General features: G+C 32.7%; 23 protein-coding genes. All 23 read left to right on the top strand.

All coding sequences use genetic code 11. The features are described 5' to 3' along the window. Positions 1–2: 2 nt before the first annotated feature. The gene (gene neuB, locus IV494_RS08455) at positions 3–1016 is read left to right on the top strand and encodes an N-acetylneuraminate synthase (protein ID WP_196079724.1); all 1014 of its coding nucleotides are present in this window, start codon (positions 3–5) and stop codon (positions 1014–1016) included. Beyond that, positions 1013–2170, top strand: a complete 1158-nt coding sequence (gene neuC, locus IV494_RS08450; protein WP_196079723.1) for a UDP-N-acetylglucosamine 2-epimerase — start codon at positions 1013–1015, stop codon at positions 2168–2170. Before neuB ends, neuC begins: the two co-directional genes overlap by 4 nt. A 2-nt stretch (positions 2171–2172) precedes the next feature. After that, a complete protein-coding gene (locus IV494_RS08445) occupies positions 2173–3222 on the top strand; it encodes a nucleotidyltransferase family protein (protein WP_196079722.1) in 1050 nt (349 codons plus the stop codon). A gap of 2 nt (positions 3223–3224) precedes the next feature. After that, on the top strand, positions 3225–3956 hold the full coding sequence (locus tag IV494_RS08440; RefSeq protein ID WP_196079721.1) for an acylneuraminate cytidylyltransferase family protein: 732 nt from the start codon (positions 3225–3227) through the stop codon (positions 3954–3956). Next, on the top strand, positions 3956–4876 hold the full coding sequence (locus IV494_RS08435) for a Gfo/Idh/MocA family protein (RefSeq protein WP_196079720.1): 921 nt from the start codon (positions 3956–3958) through the stop codon (positions 4874–4876). Before IV494_RS08440 ends, IV494_RS08435 begins: the two co-directional genes overlap by 1 nt. Next, on the top strand, positions 4858–5610 hold the full coding sequence (locus tag IV494_RS08430) for an SDR family oxidoreductase (RefSeq protein WP_196079719.1): 753 nt from the start codon (positions 4858–4860) through the stop codon (positions 5608–5610). Before IV494_RS08435 ends, IV494_RS08430 begins: the two co-directional genes overlap by 19 nt. A gap of 9 nt (positions 5611–5619) precedes the next feature. Continuing rightward, a complete protein-coding gene (hisF, locus tag IV494_RS08425; protein ID WP_196079718.1) occupies positions 5620–6480 on the top strand; it encodes an imidazole glycerol phosphate synthase subunit HisF in 861 nt (286 codons plus the stop codon). A 2-nt stretch (positions 6481–6482) separates the two neighbouring features. After that, the gene (hisH, locus tag IV494_RS08420) at positions 6483–7133 is read left to right on the top strand and encodes an imidazole glycerol phosphate synthase subunit HisH (RefSeq protein WP_196079717.1); all 651 of its coding nucleotides are present in this window, start codon (positions 6483–6485) and stop codon (positions 7131–7133) included. A 9-nt stretch (positions 7134–7142) separates the two neighbouring features. Further along, complete coding sequence (locus IV494_RS08415; RefSeq protein ID WP_196079716.1) at positions 7143–8375, top strand: N-acetyl sugar amidotransferase; 1233 nt, start codon at positions 7143–7145, stop codon at positions 8373–8375. 17 nt (positions 8376–8392) lie between these two features. Next, complete coding sequence (locus IV494_RS08410) at positions 8393–9493, top strand: N-acetyl sugar amidotransferase (RefSeq protein WP_196079715.1); 1101 nt, start codon at positions 8393–8395, stop codon at positions 9491–9493. Positions 9494–9496: 3 nt separating this feature from the next. Further along, positions 9497–10759: an oligosaccharide flippase family protein gene (locus tag IV494_RS08405; RefSeq protein ID WP_196079714.1), complete on the top strand. Its 1263-nt coding sequence runs from the start codon at positions 9497–9499 to the stop codon at positions 10757–10759. 98 nt (positions 10760–10857) lie between these two features. After that, positions 10858–12111 (top strand): hypothetical protein, encoded by a 1254-nt coding sequence (locus tag IV494_RS08400; protein WP_196079713.1) that lies wholly within the window; start codon positions 10858–10860, stop codon positions 12109–12111. A gap of 13 nt (positions 12112–12124) precedes the next feature. Next, positions 12125–13375, top strand: coding sequence for an O-antigen polymerase (locus tag IV494_RS08395; protein WP_074781398.1), 1251 nt, complete (start codon positions 12125–12127; stop codon positions 13373–13375). Beyond that, positions 13372–14580: a glycosyltransferase gene (locus tag IV494_RS08390; protein ID WP_196079712.1), complete on the top strand. Its 1209-nt coding sequence runs from the start codon at positions 13372–13374 to the stop codon at positions 14578–14580. Before IV494_RS08395 ends, IV494_RS08390 begins: the two co-directional genes overlap by 4 nt. Positions 14581–14635: 55 nt before the next feature. Further along, on the top strand, positions 14636–15871 hold the full coding sequence (locus tag IV494_RS08385; RefSeq protein WP_196079711.1) for a hypothetical protein: 1236 nt from the start codon (positions 14636–14638) through the stop codon (positions 15869–15871). Positions 15872–16590: 719 nt separating this feature from the next. After that, positions 16591–17607: a glycosyltransferase gene (locus tag IV494_RS08380; protein WP_196079710.1), complete on the top strand. Its 1017-nt coding sequence runs from the start codon at positions 16591–16593 to the stop codon at positions 17605–17607. A gap of 288 nt (positions 17608–17895) precedes the next feature. Beyond that, on the top strand, positions 17896–18792 hold the full coding sequence (locus tag IV494_RS08375; protein WP_230380028.1) for an adenine nucleotide alpha hydrolase family protein: 897 nt from the start codon (positions 17896–17898) through the stop codon (positions 18790–18792). Positions 18793–18806: 14 nt separating this feature from the next. Next, on the top strand, positions 18807–19040 hold the full coding sequence (locus tag IV494_RS14720; protein ID WP_230380027.1) for a hypothetical protein: 234 nt from the start codon (positions 18807–18809) through the stop codon (positions 19038–19040). Then, on the top strand, positions 19041–19655 hold the full coding sequence (hisH, locus tag IV494_RS08370; RefSeq protein ID WP_196079709.1) for an imidazole glycerol phosphate synthase subunit HisH: 615 nt from the start codon (positions 19041–19043) through the stop codon (positions 19653–19655). Between the two features lie 5 nt (positions 19656–19660). Continuing rightward, positions 19661–20434, top strand: a complete 774-nt coding sequence (locus IV494_RS08365) for an AglZ/HisF2 family acetamidino modification protein (protein WP_196079708.1) — start codon at positions 19661–19663, stop codon at positions 20432–20434. Next, on the top strand, positions 20418–21458 hold the full coding sequence (locus IV494_RS08360; protein WP_196079707.1) for a polysaccharide biosynthesis protein: 1041 nt from the start codon (positions 20418–20420) through the stop codon (positions 21456–21458). The genes IV494_RS08365 and IV494_RS08360 overlap by 17 nt, the downstream gene beginning before the upstream one ends. Before the next feature lie 11 nt (positions 21459–21469). Further along, the gene (locus tag IV494_RS08355; protein ID WP_196079706.1) at positions 21470–21883 is read left to right on the top strand and encodes a WxcM-like domain-containing protein; all 414 of its coding nucleotides are present in this window, start codon (positions 21470–21472) and stop codon (positions 21881–21883) included. A gap of 12 nt (positions 21884–21895) precedes the next feature. Beyond that, positions 21896–23014, top strand: coding sequence for a polysaccharide biosynthesis C-terminal domain-containing protein (locus IV494_RS08350; protein WP_196079705.1), 1119 nt, complete (start codon positions 21896–21898; stop codon positions 23012–23014). Position 23015 lies beyond the last annotated feature (1 nt).

The raw sequence follows: 23015 nt of genomic DNA, 5'->3' as shown, positions 1-23015 counted from the left end.
ACATGAGCAAAGTTTTAATTATAGCTGAAGCAGGAGTTAATCATAACGGAAGTTTAGAAAATGCATTTCTGTTAATCGACGCGGCAGTGGAAGCGGGAGTTGATTTTGTTAAATTCCAAACCTTCAAAGCTGAAAACCTTGTTTCTAAATCGGCAAAGAAAGCCGCTTATCAAATCGAGAATACGCAAAATGCAGAAGAATCTCAGTTAGAGATGCTGAAAAAACTGGAACTTAGCCATGATCAACATCAAGAATTAATTCTGTATTGCAGTAAAAAAGAAATTAAATTTTTTTCTACAGCATTTGATTTAGAATCGTTGCAGTATTTAAAAGATATTGGATTAGAGATCGTAAAAATTCCGTCTGGTGAAATTACCAATTTACCTTATCTAAGAAAAGCGGCTAAATTATTTAAAGAGGTGATTATTTCTACAGGAATGTCAACTTTAAATGAAATAAAAGATGCCGTAGAAGTTTTCGAGCAGGAAGGAATTTCACGAGCAGATATTAGAATTTTACATTGTAACACTGAATATCCTACACCCTTTGAGGATGTTAATCTTCTCGCAATGTTATCTATTCAGAAAGAATTCAAGACAGAGATTGGATATTCTGACCATACAGCGGGAATTGAAGTTCCTATCGCCGCAGTTGCTTTAGGGGCGAAAATTATTGAAAAACACTTCACCTTAGATAGAAATATGAAAGGTCCGGATCATGCAGCGTCATTGGAACCTCATGAATTGAGGGATATGGTATCCGCAATAAGAAATATAGAGTTGACAATTGCAGGAAGTGGGATTAAAGAACCTTCTGCTTCTGAAATTAAAAACAAAGTAATTGCAAGAAAAAGTATCGTAGCACAAAAAAATATTAAAAAAGGCGATATATTTGCCGAAAATAATATTACCGTTAAAAGGCCAGGTAATGGAATTTCCCCCATGAGATGGGATGAAGTTTTGGGTCAAGTCGCACCTCGGGATTTTAATGAAGATGAACTGATTGAATTAGAATGAAAATTTGTGTAGCAACAGGAACTCGAGCTGAATACGGCTTGCTAAAACCTTTAATCCAAACTATAAAAAATGAACCAAAGTGGAAACTACAGATTTTGGTGACCGGTGCACATCTTTCTCCTGAGTTTGGACTTACTTATAAAGAGATTGAAAAGGATAATTTTACAATTGATAAAAAGGTAGAAATGCTCCTCTCCGGTGATACTCCCACTTCAATAGTTAAATCGATGGGAATGGCAATGATAGGATTTTCAGATGCATTACAAGATTTGAAACCTGATCTTTTAATAATCCTTGGTGATCGGTATGAAATGCTTTCTCTTGCTTCTTCTGCCTTGATTTTCAATATACCAATTGTTCATCTTCATGGTGGTGAAATTACAGAAGGCGCATACGACGATGCGATCAGACACTCTATTACCAAAATGAGTCATCTCCATTTCGCTTCTACCGATGAATATAAGAATAGGATTATACAGTTGGGAGAAGATCCAAAATATGTATTCGATGCAGGAGCAATTGGTTTGGACACTGTAAAAAATTTAAAATTATTAGATAAAAGCGCACTTGAAAATGATTTAGAAATTAAATTTAAAAAATATAATTATCAAGTCACTTTTCATCCCTCAACATTAGATATAGAGTCGCCAGAAAGACAATTTGAAGTTCTGTTAAAGGCGATTGATAAACAACCAGACAGTTTCTTCATTTTCACCAAATCAAATGCTGATAGTGGTGGAAGAATTATTAATCAGATGATTGATTCGTACGTTTCAAAAAATAAAGATAAATCAAAAGCATTTACTTCTTTAGGAAATTTACGGTTTTTGTCTTTAGTAAAAATGTGTGATGCCATAGTAGGTAACAGTTCCAGCGGAATATTAGAAGCTTCTTCATTAAAAACACCCACAATTAATATCGGAGACAGACAAAAAGGAAGAATTCAGGCAAAGAGTGTTATCAATGTAAAGGTGGAAGAAGACGAAATTCTTAACGCCTTTGAAAGTGTGAAAAGAAATTCAGTAAATAAGGAAGGAATGGACTTTTTTAATCCTTATGGCGATGGAACTACGACAGAAAAAATAATGAAAGTTCTTCGATCAATTGATTTGAAAAAGTTCAGAACTAAAAAGTTTCATGATTTGAAAATTTAAATATGGAGTCATTTACAGAATATATTATTTTACAGAATCAAAGTGTTAGAGACGCTTTAATTAAGCTGGACAATCTGTCTTCAGATGCGATTTTATTTGTGGTAGATGAGGAAACAAAACTAATTGGCTCCTTAACAGACGGCGATTTGCGACGCGGATTTATCCGGGGTCTTGATTTTGAAAACTCGATCACCGATTTTATTCAGCCCAATCCACGATTTATTTATGAAAATGAATTTAACCAGGAAAAGCTTACTGATTTTAAAGAAAATTTATTCAAAATAATTCCCATTCTCAATCAAAAAAATCAAATTGTTGATATCCTTAATTTCAGGTTCAGAACAACTTTACTTCCCTTAGATGCTGTTTTAATGGCGGGTGGAGAAGGAAAACGATTGAGACCTTTAACAGAGAATACACCGAAACCTTTGCTAAAAGTTGGTGACAAACCGATCATTGAATATAATATTGACCGCCTTGCGAAAGTAGGAATTGAAAATGTGTTTTTGAGCATTAATTATCTTGGCGAACAACTGGAAGACTTTTTTGGAAATGGAGATTCTAAGAAATTAAAGATTAAATATCTGAAAGAAGAGAAACCGCTTGGAACCATCGGATCAGTTTTGTTGGTGGATGATTTTGAACATGATAATATTTTGGTGATGAACAGCGATTTATTAACCAACATCGATTTCGCAGATTTTTACAAAACTTTTATTGACGCAAATGCTGATATGGCAGTAGCAGCAACTTCTTATCACGTTGATGTTCCATATGCCGTTTTGGAATCCGACGAAAATCAAAAAGTACAGAACTTAAAGGAAAAACCGCGATATACTTATTTTTCGAATGCGGGAATCTATATCATTCGGAAAAAATTATTATCAATGATCCCAAAAGATCAGTTCTATGATATTACAGATTTAATGGAGAAAGTAATTGAAATGGATTACCATCTTATTACTTACCCAATCAATGGATATTGGCTGGATATTGGAACCCATGCAGATTTTAAAAAAGCACAGGAAGATATTAAACATATTAAAATTTAAAAATGGCAGATTTTTTAATTACGATTTGTGCAAGAGGTGGTTCTAAAGGAATTCCTGGTAAAAATATCAAAATCCTTAATAATAATCCATTGATTTATTATTCCCTAAAAGTTGCAGAACAGTTTGCTGTTAAAATGGGAAATACTCAGATTGTCCTTTCTACAGATGATGCTGAAATTAAAAATGTAGTAGAAGAAATTTCCTCTGCAACCGATATTGACTACTCCCGTCCGGAAATTTTGGCAAATGATACTGCCGGGAAATTAGATGCAATAGCCGACGCTAAAAATTATGCAGAAACGAAGTATCAGAAAAAGTATGATTTCGTTATTGATTTAGATGTTACTTCGCCCCTGAGAAATTTAGCGGACTTGGAAAATGCTCTTCAATTTTTACAGGAGAATTCAGAAGCTTTCAATATTTTTTCGGTAAGTCCTGCCAATAGAAATCCCTATTTTAATATGGTGGAGGAAAATGAAGACGGATTTTATTCTCTTTGTAAAAAAGGTCTTTTTCTGACGAGACAATCTGCTCCAAAAGTCTATGATATGAATGCCTCTTTTTATATTTTTAAAGATAAATTTTTCAAGATAGAAAATAAGACGGTTATTACAGAGAAAACTTTGGTGTACGAAGTTCCTCATATTTGTTTTGATCTGGATCATCCCATTGATTTTGAGATTATGTCTTTTCTGATGGAAAATTCTAAATTGAATTTTGATTTTGTAAAATAATGAAAGTACTAATTGTTGGATTAGGATCGATTGCCCGTAAACATATTACAGCAATCAAACAATTGACGGAAAATGCCGAATTTTTCGCCTGGAGATTTTCCAGAGATTCCCCAACTTTTGAAAACGTTATTAATTTGTTTAGTGAAGATGAGGTAAAAGAACATACTTTTGACTTTGCCATTATTTCTAATCCGACCAGTGAACATAAAAATTCTCTCTCTAAATTATTGGATTTAAAAATACCGCTTTTTATTGAAAAACCCTTGTTTGAAAAAATTGGCGAAGAAGAAAAAGAAATTGTCCAGCGCATCGAAGCTCTGAAAATACCAAGTTACGTTGCATGTAATCTGAGATTTTTAGAATGCATTCAGTTTATAAAAAAAGAAATACAGGGTAAGAGAATCAATGAGGTCAATATTTATTGTGGAACTTATCTTCCAAACTGGCGTCCTGCAGAAGATTTTAGAAAATCATACAGCGCAAATAAACATTTAGGAGGAGGTGTGCATATTGATTTAATTCATGAATTAGATTATACTTATTGGTTATTTGGGGCTCCAGTAAAAACGGATTCTCAATTCAGTCATTCATCATCTTTAAATATTTCCGCCTTTGATTATGCCAATTATCGGTGGCAATATGAAGGCTTCACGGCAAATGTAATTTTAAATTATTATCGTAAAGATTCTAAAAGAAGTTTAGAAATCGTTTGCGAGCACGGAACTTATCATGTTGATCTGTTAAAAAACGAAGTGTCCTTTATGGAAGAAAAGATTTTTTCATCTTCTCAAAATATTTTAGACACCTACCAAAGCCAAATGGATTTTTTCCTGAAATATACTTTAATGGGAAATGATCTCAATTTTAATACCGCTGCTGAAGCTTATGAAATATTAAATTTATGTTTACATCAATCTTAAAAGATAAAGTGATCCTCATTACCGGTGGCAATGGATTAATCGGAAAGCATATTGTACAAGGTGCCAAATCTTCTGGTGCAACTGTGGTCAATGTTGATATTGGCAATAGACACAATGAAGAAAATGGAGAACTTAATTTTGATATTACTACGGAATCAGGCATTCAGCAGTTGATTGATACAGTAATGTCCAAGTACGGTAGAATCGACGGACTGGTTAATAACGCGTATCCAAGAACTGCAGACTGGGGAAATAAAGTAGAAGATATAAAGTTCGAATCATGGCAAAAAAATATCGATCTGCAGATGAACAGCATTTTTCTCCTCTGTCAAAAGACTTTGGATATCATGAAGGCGCAGAATTCTGGATCGATCGTCAATATAGCCTCTATTTATGGAGTAGTGGGAAATGATTTTACCCTTTACGAAGAATATGGAGGTACATCTCCTGCAGCATATGCAGCAATTAAAGGTGGACTGATTAATCTTACTAGATATTTAGCTTCTTATTATGGTAAATATAATATAAGACTGAACTGTGTTTCGCCGGGTGGAGTTTTAGATGAAAAGCAGCAAAAAGCTTCTTTTATAGAGAATTATTCTAAAAAATCGCCGTTAAAAAGACTCGCGAATCCAGAAGAGATTGCACCATCTGTGATTTTTTTACTTTCAGATTTAGCTTCTTACATTACTGGACATAACCTGATGGTAGATGGCGGCTGGACTGCAATATAAAAACAATTAATGAAAACAATAAGAGTTATTCCCCGATTAGATATCAAGGGACCAAATTTGGTGAAAGGAATCCATTTTGAAGGTTTAAGAGTATTGGGCAAACCTGATCAGTTTGCTAAATTTTATTATGAAAATGGTGCAGACGAACTGTTTTTTCAGGATACTGTAGCAAGCCTTTATGATAGAAACAATCTACAAGACATTATTTCTAAAACAGCGAGACAGATTTTTATTCCATTAACTGTTGGCGGTGGGATCAGAACAATTTCTGATATTCAAAATGTACTAAGAGCAGGTGCAGACAAGGTTGCTATTAATACTGGTGCAATCAATAATCCCAATTTTATTAGAGAAGCGTCCAGAAAATTTGGTAGTTCGACGATTGTAATCGCAATTGAAGCAATTAAAAATAATGATGGCTCTTATTCTGCCTTCACTGATAATGGTAGAGAACATACCGGTGTTGACGTATTTGAATGGGCGAAGAAAGTTGAAGAATTAGGAGCCGGTGAAATTGTAATTAGTTCCGTGGATCGGGAAGGTACTGGAGAAGGCTTTGATATAGAATTGAACAGAGCAATTGCTCAAGCAGTCTCGATACCTGTAATTGCGCATGGAGGCGCAAAAGATCCAAAAAATATTGTAGATGTTATCTCTAGTTCAAATATTGATGGTGTTGCGATTGCTTCAATATTACATTACGGTTGTATGACTGTTCTGGCGGAAACTCAAGTTGAAAATTACAGTTCAGAAGGAAATGTTTCTTTCTTAAATTCCGGTAAAATTCCAAAGTATATAGATCCATCAACCATTCAGAAGATCAAGTATGAAATGGCAATGTCAAATATTCCAACACGATTAACGTCATAGAGATGAAAAAACAAATTTGTATAATTGATTATAAATTAGGCAATCTATTCAGTGTCAATCAGGCGCTTATAAATATCGGTTTAGATGTAGTAATATCATCTGATAAGGAAACCATTTTAAACGCAGATGCTTTAGTTTTGCCAGGAGTAGGCGCTTTCGGCGATGCCATGAATCATCTGCGCAATTTGGATCTTATCGGTCCTATAAAAAATGCGGTTACTTCAAATAAACCTTTACTGGGGATTTGTCTGGGACTTCAATTATTATTTTCTGAAAGTGAAGAGTTTGGATTAGTAAAAGGATTAGATATTATTAAAGGTAAAGTAACAAAATTTACTAGTATAAATCTGGAAGGAAATAAAATAAAAATTCCACAAATTGGTTGGAATAATATTTCACCGCTAGAGGATAAAAATTGGGAAAATACCCCTTTACAAAATATTACGAAAGAAGAATATCTTTATTTTGTACATTCTTATTATATTGTTCCAGAGGAAAATGTCGGGCTGTCCGTAACTAATTACGATGGACATAAATATGTTTCAAGTATTTTGAAAAACAATATCTTTGCCTGTCAATTTCATCCCGAAAAGAGCGGAAAAGTAGGTTTGCAAATATACAATGACTGGGCATTAACAAATAACTTAAAATAAAATTCATCAATGCAAAACGAAAAACGAGAAGCTTTTTATGGATTACCTGCTGAGGTGAAATTTTGTTCTCAGTGCGTAATGAGTAATCAGAGACCTGCCTCCGCAATAGAATTCAAACATACTAAAGAAAGCAAAAAGACGACCCTTAATTTTGATGAAAACAGCGTTTGTGATGCTTGTAAAAATGCAGAGCAAAAGGAAAAAATTAATTGGGAAGAGCGAGAACGAGAACTAGTTGCGCTTCTCGATCAACATCGCAGTACTGATGGAAGTTATGACTGTTTGGTTCCAGGTAGTGGTGGTAAAGATAGCGCTTATCAAGCTCACGTGTTGAAATATAAATATGGCATGAATCCTTTAACTGTCACCTGGCCTCCCATTTTATATACAGATTACGGGTACAAAAATTGGAAAAATTGGATTGATAGTGGTTTTGATAATATTTCTTTTAATAGAAATGGAAAAACGATGAAATTGCTTACAAAGCTTTCCATTGAGAATTTATTTCACCCTTTCCAAACCTTTATTCTAGGTCAAAAAAATCTGGCTCCTAAAATAGCAGCTAAGTTTGGAATTAAAATGATATTTTACGGAGAAAATGAGGCTGAGTATGGTAATCCGATTGCTGATAATGCAAGTTCTTTACGAGATAAATCATATTACAGTTTTAACAATCTTGATGAAATTTACCTGGGTGGAGTTTCTATAAAGGAATTACAAGATGATTACAAAGTACCTTTGAATGATTTGCTTTCTTTTTTACCCGCGAGTGCACAGGAATTAGAAAAATCTGAAATTGACGTCCATTATTTAGGGTATTATCTTAAATGGACTCCACAAGAAGTGTATTACTATGCCGTAGAGAATACTGGGTTTAAAGCTAGACCTTTCCGAACACAGGGAACTTACAGCAAATATAACAGTATTGATGATAAAATTGACGATTTGCACTACTATACAACTTATATTAAATTCGGAATTGGTAGAGCAACTTATGATGCTTCGCAGGAAATTAGAAATAAACATCTTACAAGACAAGATGGTGTTGCATTAGTCAACAGATTTGATGGCGAATTTCCAGACCGCTATTTTGATGAGATCATGGATTATTTAGACATTGATCCTGATTATTTCAAAAATGAACTTTCTGATAAATTCCGTTCACCTCATTTGTGGGGAAAAGATGACAATGGATTATGGAAACTTCGGCATAATGTTTCCGCGACAGGGCTTAATGATTAACGAATAAAAATAAAAATATGAAATATTGTACTAAATGCGTAATGCCGGATACGAGACCCGGAATTACTTTCAATTCAGAAGGAGTTTGTTCAGCTTGCCAATCTTATGAAAGAAGGGATAAGACGGATTATGATGCAAGATTCGAGGAGCTTAAAAAATTATGTGATCAGCATAGAGGTAGAAACGGTGAAAACGGCTACGATTGTATGATCGCTGTTAGTGGTGGAAAAGACAGCCATTATCAGGTTCATATGTTCAAAGAAATTTTAGGAATGAATCCTTTATTGGTGACTGTGGAAGATAACTTTCCGATGACTGATGCCGGAAATCATAATATCAAAAACATTTCTGAAGCATTCGGTTGCGATATTATCAGCATGAAACCAAATATCAAAGCGCAGAAGTTAGCAATGAATTACACTTTTGCTAAATATGGTAAACCTACTTACTTTGTGGACCGGTATATTTATACGTATCCGCTTCACATGGCTGTAAAATTCAATACTCCTTTACTTGTTTACGGAGAAAATGTTGGCTATGAATATGGTGGAGATAATGCAGTCGAAACTTTTTCTGCGAAAGATCAGATCAATAATGGAGTAGGAACAGGAATTCCGACCGAAGAATTGTTAGAAAATGGTCTCAGCATGAAGGATCTTAACTTTTTTGAACCACCTTCCGCGGAAGATATTTCTAAATTGGAACCTATTTATTTAAGCTATTTCGTGGAATGGAACAGCTTCAAAAATTATGAAATTGCCAAAACAAAAGGGTTTCACGATTTAACACATGAATGGATCAGAACGCATCACGTTGAAAATTTTGATCAAATTGATACGAGGGCTTACCTTGTGCATTCTTGGATGAAATATCCAAAATTCGGTCATGCTTCTGCCACAGATTATGCAGCAAGAATGGTAAGATATGGTTTAATTACAAGAGAAGAAGCATTTGAACTTGTGAAAAAACATGACCATGCTTTAGATCCATTGGCGGTTAGAGACTTTTGTGATTTTATGAATTATTCCGAAGTAGATTTCTGGAACATCATCGAAAAATCATATAACCACGACTTGTTTGTAAAAAACAAAATGAGTCAGTGGGTTTTGAAAAATTAATTTATGAGGGCATTGCCAGGAAAAGTTAAACATACTTTTATTACTTATAAGACACCCATTGTCTATGCTTCAAGTTCCATAATTAAAGCATTTGCTACTTTGGTAGCAGGCTTTTTTATCGCGAAATTTATTTCTCCGGAAGATCTTGGATTATGGACTACACTATCGTTATTTATTATCTACGCTTTGTTTTTACAAGGCGGGGTAATCAACGGTTTGAATCTGGAATTGCCCTTGTCTTTTGGGGAAGGAAAAAATAAGAGAGGAAGATTAATGGTAAGTGTAGCGCAAACATTTACGCTCTACCTTTCTGTTGCTTTTTTTTTAGTTGGAATCTTACTATATTTCTTCTTTCCATTTGAAAGTGACAAAGTTAAATACGGTGTTTTAGCAGTCTCTTTCATCATTGTATTTACCTTTTATCAGAATCATTTGCTTTCAACATTTCGTTCCAATAATTCATTTTTAAAGTTATCGTATTTACAGATTGTTGATGCTGTCGTAAATTTAATTACAATACTTTTAGTATTTTACTTCTCTTATTATGGGATGTTGCTGAAGGCAGTGATCGTTATCATCCTGTTTGTTATCCTTTTACATATTAACAGACCCATTAAGGTTATTATGAAATGGGATAAAAAAATTTTTTTAAAACTATTTAAAGTTGGATTTCCGATATTTATTTTAGCATATGCAGAATCTTTAGCATTAACTTTTGATAAATTGATGCTTATAAGATTTACAGATCTGAAAAATTTAGGATTTTATTCTTTCGCCCTCTATGCCCTTGTTTTTTCTACTTTATTTTCCAATTCTATTGCGAGTTATATCTATCCCAAAATGTCTTTTCAATACGGAAAGGACAAAAATAAATTGATACTTTGGCAATATGTAAAAAAAATAACAGCCTTATTGCTAATCATTCAAATCCCGCTATTCGTGGTGGGCTATTTTGTAATCCCGAAAGTAGTGACTGATTTTTTTCCTAATTATATTGAAAGTATTGTTCCCATGCAAATTTTATTATTTGCCGGAATTATGAAAGGTTCTGTAATAGGGGTCAATGTTATTTGGAGTATGAAAAAATGGAAGTATATGATTATTTATCAGGCCTCTTATTCGGTTTTGGTCGTGGGATTTATTTATCTGTTTATCAATCTGTACTCCAATAAAATTATAGGTGTTTCTTTCGGTTTAATGTATGCAAATATTGCAAATCTAATAATGGGTGTTTTTCTCTCTTACAAAGCAACACACACCAATTAAAAATACAGAGAACAGTGCATTTCAATCAATTAACCTACCCTGAAATAACTAAAAAATTTTTAAAATTTGAGGAGAAATATAATCTTCTGTTTTTAAAGGTGGACGGCGTATTTCCTTGGCAAATTGCAAGAATTTCTATTTTTTTACACATTGTTGATCAATTGATTCCCGGCAGTACTGCACCAATCAACAAATCGAAAAAGAAACAACTAAAGGATTTGCTACACCGTTTGTTTATTAATGTTCTTTTTTTTAACCCATTTCTGGACTTCAAGCATAAAAAAGTTCTCGTTATTGAAAGTGGTAGAAAATATAGAGATGAAGGTTCCTATATCGATATCTATACGGAATATTTATGTCAGCAGTTAGATAAAGATCATGTTACGTACACGCGTTATGAAAATAATTATAACATTGACGATGCTCTTATCAAAAGGAAATTAAATATTAAGCATCTAGACTTTATACTACTTTTTTCTAAGTTAAAGACCAAATTTATAAAATCCAGTTGGAGTGAAATCGATGTTCAGAAAATCCAGGAAATCACTCACGCTCTTGAATTTGAGTTTGGTTTAAAAATAGATCTTCCTCAAATTTTTGACGATGAAATTAGGAGATTTAAAGCGGAAGTAAATCTTTACAGCAAACTTTTCCGTTTAAAAAAAGCGGAAGAGATCTACATCACTAATTCCAGCGAAAAAGCGTCCGTCATTGAAGCTGCAAAAAATAATGGGATGCTTGTTAAAGAGTTGCAGCATGGTTTAATGAGTGATAAAGATGTAATCTCTAATTATCCGTATACCAATTCTGGAAGTTTACGTTATTTCCCGGATCAGTTCTATATTTGGGATAATGTGGATATGTTTTTTAGTAAATTGCCGCTCGAAGAAAAAAATATAATTCCTTTTAGAAATCGACACATTGAAAGATATGTTCAAAAAACAGCAAACATTTTAAAGGAAGAGAAGACCATATTAGTGATCTCTCAACCTTATGGATCCGCTGAAATCCAAGAATTTATTAAAAGCAACCACATAATTCTTTCGGAATATTCAATCATTTATAAAATGCATCCTTCAGAAAATGAACAGCTTTTTTCCACCTTCAAAAATGAATTTAGTGAGGTTCCTAATATCCGGTTTGTTAATAATGAAGAGTCGATGTATGTTCTTCTAAAAAAGGCAAAATATGCTTTGGGAATATATTCTTCTTCACTTTTTGAAGCGAAGGCTTTTGATTGCAAAGTTATTCTGCTAAATTTGCCGGGCGTAGAAATGTCTTTCCCCTTGTTAAGAAATAGAGAAAATAAATTAATTGACATTAACCGAAAAGTTTCAGATATACTGATCTAGAAAAATTATATAAATGACATTAATTCTTATTATTTTTTCCGTATTATTTTTATTATTGTTAAAAAACAAATCGTTAGCGGTGCTTTTGATTGTTGTTCAATTAGTATCAATTATCGGAACCTATTTTTTGGGTCGGGAAATGAAGGTTGAGACAGGAAGTGATTATGGCTGGCTTTTTTTAATGCTCTTGCTTCTCTTATTGATTATACTACCGTGGAAATATTACTACAAAACCAAAGATATTGTTGATATCGATCCCAAAAAATTAAAAATAATAACCTACTTTTTAATTGGAATTAATTCAATAGTCTTCGTTGTTTTTTTAATTGCCGCAATCACTGTGCAAACAACTGTTGAAGACATAAATGAGTTCAAATATGCAGAGGGTGTTTCGGTCGATTTTTACTATAACAAACTTCCTTTCCCGCCAGTTTTTTTTAATTTTGCAATTATTTTTTATTATTTCTCCTATTTTATCCTCCCATTGCATTTTTATTATTTGTACAAAAAGAAAGTCTGGCTTTCGGTGATTTGTTTTCTTCTCTCCTTCAATATTGTTTTATATGGACTTACGTTTTTTTCCAGAGCGGTGGTAGTTCAATATGCATTGTTATACATTTCTTTTTTATTTTTATTATATGGAACTTTAGCTCCACGATTTAAAAGAATTTTAAAGTTTTCACTCATTTTTCTAGGGCTCATCGCAACAGCTTATTTCATCAATATTTCCCAACAGCGGTTTGAGCAGGATGTTAAATCATCGAAAACTTATTCGAAAGGTATTCCTGTTGAAGCCATCACGCAAGATCCTGTAGTTTATGGCTATCTAGATTACACTTCTCAAGGGTTTTTCAATGGTTATGAAGTACTTCAGTTATATGAAGGAGAAGGTTTTGGAGGTACATTGACTTTTGAAAGCATTCTTGGCTTTGTTTCTACCCCAATGCAAACTTATGAACGAAATAAATACAGGGCAAAATTATGGCCGCGACATTATTCTTATAGTTTTAATGGGTTTCCCGCATATACTGTTTATGATTATGGGATTATAGGCAGTATCATTTTTTGCCTACTTTATTTCGTTGTGGTTAAAAGAATGAGACCAAAAGAAAATGGAATCAAGTTAAAAAATCTTTTTTTAATCGTGTTGCTGATACAAATTCCATTAATGTCTATTTTTTATAGTCAGGTAGGTGGTTTGTTGATATCATTTATATTGTGGATTCCGCTTTGGATTTATCTTAACTTAAAAATAAAGCGATGAAAATTTTAGTTGTCGGGATATTCCTAGAGAGCGGTTTAATCGAAAAATATAATCAAATATCGGATGAAAATGCTAAGATTTCAGTGGCTGCAGTTAAATACTCTAAAATGATTAAAGCAGGTTTTGAAGAAAATTTGGGCCCAGATATTGACCATGTTTTTTTAGCTCCGATCGGAATGTATCCTCGATGTAAAACCTTGAGATGGAACCGACGAAATATTGATGGAATTCAATATTTAAAGTTTATTAATATCTTTTTCTTAAAACAGTTGACCATCGCATTGGATCTAGTATTAATGATGATAAACTGGAATCGAGAAAATAAAAATCAAAAGAAAATTGTAGTCTTTACATCGATCTATTTGCCATTTCTATTTGCGATTATTCCTTTTAAAATTTTTAGTAATATTAAATTTGTTTCGTTCGTTCCAGATCTTCCTGCTCACAGTTTTTCATATACGACAGACGGGAGTTTTCTGAAACGGAAATTAATACCCGCCTATATTTATTTAGCAAATAAATTAAATGCTTTAGTTGATTATTACGTATTTATCACCAAGTATATGAGTGATATTTATCCTAATAAACCTTTTACAATTATAGAGGGATTCGTTGACGTAAAAAAAAAGACAGTTGAATTACCTCACAAATCTTTTCCAAAAGCCGTCTTATACTCTGGTTCACTTTTTGAGAAATTTGGTATCAAAAATCTACTGACTGCTTTCACGCAAATTGAGGGAGATTATGAATTATGGCTCTTCGGAGGAGGTGATATGACTGCTGACATCATTGATTATGCGACGAAAGACAAACGGATAAAATATTTCGGGAACCGACCCAATACTGAAATTTTAAATTATCAGAAAAAAGCGACATTACTTATTAATCCGCGTTTTAGTCACGAAGAATTTACGAAATATTCTTTCCCTTCTAAATTAATGGAATATTTATCTTCTGGTACAGCAATTCTTACGACAAGACTTTTGGGGATACCAGATGACTACCAAGATAAATTTTATTTTATAGAGGATGAATCTGTCAGTGGATTTAAACAATCAATAGAAAATTGTTTGAAAAAAAATACAGACGAATTAGAAACATTTGGTAACAATGGAAAGAATTTTGTAATGAACAATAAGAATTATATTTCGCAAATCAAGAAATTAATAATTGATCTTAAAGACTTTTTTAAAATAAATGATTAAATATATTTTTATTTCGTTTTTTGTGGTGTTTTCAAGCTTCGTAATTTTTAATTGTATGGGAAATAATCTTCCTAAATTAAATACTGAATCTGATACTTCGCACAATAAAATTATTAATATTGAGCAATTTCAAGTTTTTCCTATCAAAGGATCTTCAGAAACCGATGAAGTTAAATATGAGCGCTGGCTTAATATTAAAAAAGCTTTCGAATATTGTATTGAAAATAAATATGATCTTTATTTCCCCAAAGGAACTTATGATGTAGGGGTTAGAAACTTTCCATTTCGACAAGAAGAAGGTAAAGGAAACCAAATGAAGGATTGTAAATCAATAACTATTTTTGGCGACGGTCGAGGAACTATTTTAAAAACGGCTTCAGTATTTGGAGCAGATGTTCTACAACTCAATATGGTGAAGAATCTAACAATCAAAAATTTTGATATTACTGCGGAATTGTCTTCAACAAAAAAAGCTGGTTCCAATGGCATTTCGATCACCAATGGTTTTGATAATATTGTGTTAGATAATATTTACATTTATAATCTTCCTGGAATCGACAAGGGGAATTATATCGATGGTGGAAAAGGATTGACTTTGCAATTCGATCCGAATATTGATAGCGTCAAAGGAAGTTTACTCGCTACCAACATCAAAGTGAAAAATTGTGCTTATGGATTTAGGTTTGATGCAGTTTCTGTGAGTGATATACTAAAAGGAAATATCAACATAAAACTTCAAATAGAAGCAGATCGAACTTTCCAAGGCTTTTCAATGAGTTTTGGCGTTCCCACAGAAAATGTGAAACCAGGCTCTAAGTTAGTAATGGATGTAGATGCAGTATTATCAAATTCGCAGCAATACGTTTCTTTCTCTAGAGTTATTGGGGGTAATTACCGTTTTACTTTAGATAAAACAATTGATAATAAATACATCAATAAAGATCAGAACAATAAAGTTTGGTACAAAGCAGATCCGTTGTTTTTTGCATTTCTATCCAACTATTCCAAAGATACCAATACTACTATTAGAGGAAATGTTGGTGCGGTAGATAGTAAAATTTGGATGGGTGCCGTGGGAAGTGTTGTTGAACCTTTAAACTTAAAAAATAGAACAGAGAACAATATTTTTAATTTTGATATTGTGGGTATTTCTTCTGATGAAGATTTTAAGCTAATAGAATATCAGGGTAACTCAATTAATAATTCGAAAATTAATTTTACTCCGCGAACATTAAAAAAGAAATTAACTTTTGAAAAAATAAAAAAGAACAATTCAATTATTATGAAATAATAATTGAATTGTTCTAGGACACTGGACAAATTTAACGGTAAATAGAACTTACTCAATATTATCCTTAACTTTCTTCAAATCAAATGTTTAGTTATAGAATATGAATTTTGTAAAAAATAATTTATAAATGGCAGCAGAGATAAGGTGCTCCTCGAATTTTTAGCTGATAGCACAGAAAAAGAGAATATCAATTGCTAATATTTATTTTAGGAAACACCATCCAAGGGTGATTTTTATTTTATTCCAGGTGATAGGTAAAAATTCCTTACGGCATTACTATGTGATAGACATCGTTTTTAATATTAAAATAAATTAAAATTTTCAGTGCTGTTAATCACCTATTTCCACAATCGTTTATTTTTAGTTAATGCAAAAACAGTTTCCCTTTTCAACAATATGAAGATTGAGGTTATTAGCGGTTATCCTCGAAATATTTTAAAATCAAAACATTGTTGATTATGTTAATTTAAAGGGCTTGAAGATTTATCAGGTCATTTGAAATAAACAAAAAACAAATAATATATAGTATTTTTGCATTTTTAAATTTTTGATTTTCTTAATCTTTAAGATTTAATGAAATCTATAAATATTAAGAAAATCTGTAGGCAAACACAATAATATGTTAAAATTAGTTTATAGTGATAATTAATCTTATTAAATTGAATTTTAATATGAGGGTTAACTTGCTTTTATTTAATATTGCATAACTTAATTTAGTAATGAGAAATGAACTACTTATTGATGCAATGTACATCAATAACAGCGGAGGAAAAATACTATTGGATTATCTTTTGGTTGAGTTAGAAGCTTCTGGAAAAAAATGCTTTTACCTCCTTGATAAAAGAGTTGAAAACACCGTTCCCTATCTGAAAAATACAAAAAATGAAGTCCTTTTTTTAGAAGCTTCATTGGTAAAGCGTCATCAATTCTATACCAAATATCAGGATCGCTTTACTTCAGTTCTTTGTTTCGGAGACTTACCTCCCAATATTAGATTAAAAGCAAAAGTTTATACCTATTTTCATCAACAGCTTTATATCAGTGTTCCAAAAGATATGCCTGTTGTTCACAAATTTTTGTTTTCTTTAAAAAGGAGTGTCTTAAAAATTCTTTTTAAAAATTCTGATTTTTGGATCTTGCAGACGGAAGTGATTAAGAAAAACTTTCAAAATAAATTTAAGGTAGATGATGACAAAATCCTGATTCTCCCTTACTATCCAGAAATAATAAATAACGCACAAGTCAAAAGGGAAAAAAATTCTTTTGTATATATAAGTAATGCGACTCCGCATAAAAATCATAAAAGACTGATTAATGCCTTTTGTAAATTTTATGATGAAAACAATTGCGGAAAACTTATTGTCACTGTAAATACGGACTTTGAAGAATTATGTAAATTCATTGAAGAGAAAAAACAATTAAATTATCCTATAGAAAATATCGGTTTTGTTGATCGTGATTCTTTGGGAGCAATTTACCAGTCGTGCGAATATTTAATTTATCCGTCTTTAGCAGAAAGTTTCGGATTGGGTATTGTAGAGGCAATTGAAAACGGCTGTAAAGTTATTGGCGCTGATTTACCTTATTTATATGCAGTTTGTGAACCAAGTTTAATTTTTGATCCTCTCGACGAAAAAGCCATAGAGAGTGCTTTTCAGCAAGCAATTACTACGGAAACAGCAGCCTCGAAATCATTGGTAAAAAATAACATAGATGAATTGTTAAATATTTTGTAGCCGTTATGATTATTTTAAACTTATTCAAAAAAATTGTAACAGAAAATATAATTAATGTGAAACGAGATTTTGAGTATTATCATTTATTTCGAGAAACAAAGACAATTCTTTAAATCTGGTTTTACACCGATAATAAAAAAATATTTTTTAATAACCATTTAAATAATAATTTAATGAAGATATGAGGGGTAACCACATTCAAATTATCTAAACAACTATTAATTTCTCGAACTGTTAAATTTTCATAAATTATTGTCTATAAATATATATCTTTACAAAAAACTACAAATGATAAGCCGACCCTTTCAAGTCTGTACGAAAACAATTATGGATACTAGTGATCCTCATATTGTTTTTAACGAGAAAGGGGAAAGTGATTATTACCTAAACTTTATCAACAATCTTCAGCCTTCTTGGCATACAGACGAAAGAGGTCATCGATACTTGATGAAGATTGCAAAGAAAATACAGAAAACTACTAAAAATAAAGATTACGACTGTGTTATCGGCTTAAGCGGTGGTTTAGACAGTTCCTACACAGTCTATGTCGCGAAAGAAATTATGGGACTTCGTCCACTTGTATTTCATGTAGATGCAGGTTGGAACACCGATCAAGGTGTTGGAAATATTGAAAAAATTGTAGAAGGTTTAAAGCTCGATCTTTACACAGAAGTCATCAATTGGGAAGAGATGAAAGATTTGCAAACTGCTTTCTTGAAATCTCAAATTGCAGATCAGGATTTACCACAAGATTACGCCATTTTTTCAGCCCTTTATAAATTTGCAAAAAAGAATAAAATCAACTACATTTTTACAGGAAGTAATATATCTACGGAATGTTGTAGAGAGCCAGAAGAATGGGGCGGATTTCCAGGTATTGATACTACTTTAGTAAAAGATATTCATAAAAAATTTGGAAAAAGACCGCTCAAAACTTTTCCTCTGGTAGATATTTTGTCCTATAAGATTTATTACAAATATATATATATGGTATGGAAGTCTTTAAACCACTCAATCATGTTCCTTACATCAAAGCAGATGTGGAGAAATTTCTTCAAGAAAGATTTGGTTGGGAACCTTTTATTCATAAGCACAATGAATCCAGATTTACAAGGTTTTTCGAAGACTATTGGTTGCCGAAAAAGTTTGGATTTCATAAAAGGAAAGCACATTTTTCCAGTTTAATTTTAACAGGTCAAATGGATCGTCAAGAAGCCTTGGATCGTGTTTCTAAACCAGAACATTCTGAGGAATTTTTAAAGAAAGAATTTGAGTATGTTGCGCATAAATTGGAAATGACAACACAAGAATTGGAAGAGATTTTTAAAGGAGAAAATAAAACTTTTCGAGACTATAAAAATAAAATAGAAATTATTAATTTAGGAGCGAAATTCATGCAGAAATTCGGTTTAGAGAGAAGGCTTTTTAGATAAATGGTTACGATTATAGATTATGGTGTCGGGAATATTAAGGCCTTTGTAAACGTTTTTAAAAGGGTAAATATTCAGGTTCAAATTGCCAAAAATATTCTTGATTTAGAAAAAGTTGAAAAATTGATTCTTCCTGGAGTGGGGCATTTTGATTATGCAATGGAAAAACTTAATAATTCTGGCATGAGAGAGCAATTAGACCATTTAGTTCTTCAGGAGAACATTCCCGTAATGGGAATTTGTGTAGGATTGCAAATGATGGCAAACCGCAGTGATGAAGGGAAAATGGACGGTTTGAAATGGATCGATGCATCGGTGAAAAAACTCGATGAAACTAAAATTCAGCAAATCACCAAACTTCCACATATGGGTTGGAATGAGGTCAAACCGATGAAAGATATTCCGCTTTTTAAAAACTTAGAAAAGGAGGCAATCTTTTATTTTCTCCATTCTTATTATTTCCACTGTCATCATTCAGAAGATATTCTTGCGGTTTCAGATTACGGAATTGAATTCGCTTCCGCTGTTCATCATCAAAATAAATTTGGCGTTCAGTTTCATCCGGAGAAAAGTCACCAGTTCGGGGAGATTTTATTGCATAATTTTGCAAAATTGTAAATTACATGCTTAGACCCAGAATAATTCCCGCCCTTTTAATTCAAGACAAAGGTTTGGTGAAAACCGTCCAGTTTAGCAATCCCAAATATGTAGGAGATCCAATTAACGCAGTGAAAATTTTCAATGAAAAAGAAGTTGATGAACTCGTAATTTTTGATATTGACGCTACAACAAAAGGTTTGGAACCAGATTATAATTTATTAGAAAGAATTGCAAATCAGTCCAGAATGCCACTATGTTATGGAGGAGGCGCGAAAACAGTGGAACAGGCGCAAAATATTTTCGGTTTAGGAATAGAGAAAATTGCCTTAAGTTCTGCAGTTTTGCAAAATCCCAATTTAATTACCGAACTTGCAGAAAGAGTAGGTTCCCAAAGTGTCATCGTGGTTTTAGATGTCAAAAAAAAATTATTTGGAGGTTATGAAGTTTTCACACACAACGGGAAAAAATCAACCGGCATCGATCCTAAAGATTTTGTTGTTCAAGCTCAGAATTTGGGAGCCGGTGAAATCATTATTAATTCAATCAACCAAGATGGAATGATGAATGGATTTGATATGAATTTAATTGATAAAATAAGAGAGAAAATTTCGCTGCCATTGACGGTTTTGGGTGGTGCAGGTTCTTTGGAAGATATAGAAAAAGTAATAAAAAGACACGGAATTATCGGAGTTGCAGCGGATAGTTTTTTCGTATTTAAAGGAATTTATAAAGCGGTATTAATTAGTTATCCGTCAAAATTAGCAAAAAAAATATTATTAAATGAGTATAGAAATTAACGGCAAAATCCTCCTAATTACTGGAGGTACTGGTTCATTTGGAACTGCGGTTCTTAATAGATTTTTAAAAACAGACCATTTCAAAGAAATCAGAATTTTTTCCCGTGATGAGAAAAAACAAGATGACATGAGAAATCTCTATAAAGACAGCAAAATAAAGTATTATATTGGTGATGTCCGAGATTATGCAAGTGTAGAACCTGCAACCCGTGGAGTGGATTATATTTTTCATGCCGCAGCTTTGAAACAAGTTCCATCTTGCGAATTTTTCCCTATGCAAGCTGTAAAAACTAATGTTGAAGGAACTCAAAATGTAATTCGTGCAGCTGGTTACAATAAAGTTAAAAAAGTAATTTGTTTGAGTACGGACAAAGCGGCGTATCCTATCAACGCAATGGGAATTTCTAAAGCGATGATGGAAAAAGTTGCCGTTGCAGAATCCAGAAATTTGAGCGATACTACTGTTTGTTTAACAAGATATGGAAATGTTATGGCGTCGAGGGGTTCTGTAATTCCTTTGTTTTTAAATCAGATTCAGAAAGGAGAAGAAATTACGATTACCGATCCTAATATGTCTCGATTTTTTATGTCTTTGGAAGATGCGGTAGATTTGGTTTTATTTGCATTTGAAAATGGAAATGCTGGTGATCTTTTCGTAAACAAAGCTCCTGCAGGAACAATTGGAGATCTGGCAAAAGCTTTAATGGAACTTTCTGGTAAAGAAACGCATGTGAAAATTATCGGAACCAGACATGGGGAAAAATTATATGAAACCCTTTGTACAAGAGAAGAAATGGCAAAAGCAGAAGATATGGGCGATTTTTACCGGGTTCCAGCAGATAATCGGGATCTGAATTACGCGAAATATTTTTCAGAAGGTGAAGAAGAAGTCGCGATTATCGAAGATTATCATTCTCACAATACCAAACAAGAAGGCGTTGAAGGTTTGAAGAAATTAATTTCTACCCTTCCATTGATCCGAAAAGAAATTTTCGGCGAAGATGTTTTGCAATATCCCTATTAAACTAAAAGCCGATGGAACCAACCATTATTAAAGGAAATCATTTCAAGGATGACCGAGGAACTGTTATTTTCAATAATGATTTTAATGCTTTGGGAATCAAAAGAGTTTATACCTTAGAAAATAATTCAACAGATTTTGCACGATGTTGGCAAGGTCATAAAATTGAGCAAAGATGGTTTTCGGCGATTTCTGGATCTTTTACAATTAAATTAATAGAAATTGATTTATGGGAAAATCCCTCTAAAGATTTAAAGGTTTTAGAATTTGTCCTGTCAGCAGAAAATTTAGATGTTCTTCATATTCCAAAGGGTTTTGTAACTTCTATTCAAGCGGATGAGGAGCAGTCGAAATTATTGGTTTTTGCAGATTATGAATTAGGGGAAATAAAAGATGAATTTAGATTTCCAGCAGATTATTTTAATTAAAAAAATTGATTCATGAAGAAGATAGGAATTACCGGTCAAAATGGTTTTGTAGGTTCGCATTTATACAATACTTTAGGTTTAAAACCTGATGAATTTGAACGAATAGATTTTCAAAAAGAATATTTTGAGCAACCCGATCAATTGGATGATTTTGTAAAACAGTGCGATGTGATTGTGCATCTCGCTGCTATGAACCGTCATCCTGATCCAGAAGTTATTTACCATCAAAACGTAGAATTGGTGAATCAACTCGTTTGTTCTTTAGAAAGAACTGGGTCCAAAGCACACCTTCTATTTTCGTCTTCTTCTCAGGAGGAACGTGATAATTTGTATGGAAAATCTAAAAAATTAGGCAGATCTCTGTTAGCAAATTGGGCAAAACTTAATGGCGGTAAATTTACAGGAATGATTATTCCCAATGTTTTTGGACCCTTCGGGAAACCCAATTACAACTCGTTTATTGCTACATTTTGCCATAAATTAACGCATGGAGAAAATCCGACCATCGATGTTGATGGTGAAGTGCGATTAATTTATGTGGGAGAACTGGTGCAGGAAATCATTAATCAAATTCAAAGTGGTGAAACAAAAGAACAATATGTTGTGCCATTTACCACCGCTATCAAAGTGTCGGAAGTTTTAGCTAAACTTGAAAACTATAAAAAATTATATTTTGATGCGGGAGAAATTCCAGAATTGATTACTCCTTTTGATTATCAATTATTCAACACTTTCCGCTGCTATTTTGATATTGAGACTCATTATCCAGTGAAATTCAGGCAAAATATTGATCCAAGAGGAGCTTTCGTGGAAGTCATCAGATTAGGAATCGGTGGACAATGCTCTTTTTCTACCACCGTTCCCGGAATCACCCGTGGAAATCATTTCCATACGAGAAAAATAGAAAGATTTGCTGTTATCAAAGGAAAGGCTCTTATTCAGTTGAGAAAAATCGATAGCGATGAAGTCTTAGATTTTTATTTAGATGGAACGGAACCATCTTATGTAGATATGCCGATTTGGTACACGCACAACATCAAAAATATTGGAGAGGAAGAATTACTTACCATTTTTTGGATCAATGAACCTTACAATGCAGAGGATGCAGATACTTATTTTGTGGAAGTTTAAA

It is taken from the genome of Kaistella gelatinilytica, assembly GCF_015679325.1.
Classification (GTDB): Bacteria; Bacteroidota; Bacteroidia; order Flavobacteriales; family Weeksellaceae; genus Kaistella; species Kaistella gelatinilytica.
Note: the sequence above shows the minus strand (reverse complement) of the source record. Positions and strands in the feature narration are given on the sequence as shown.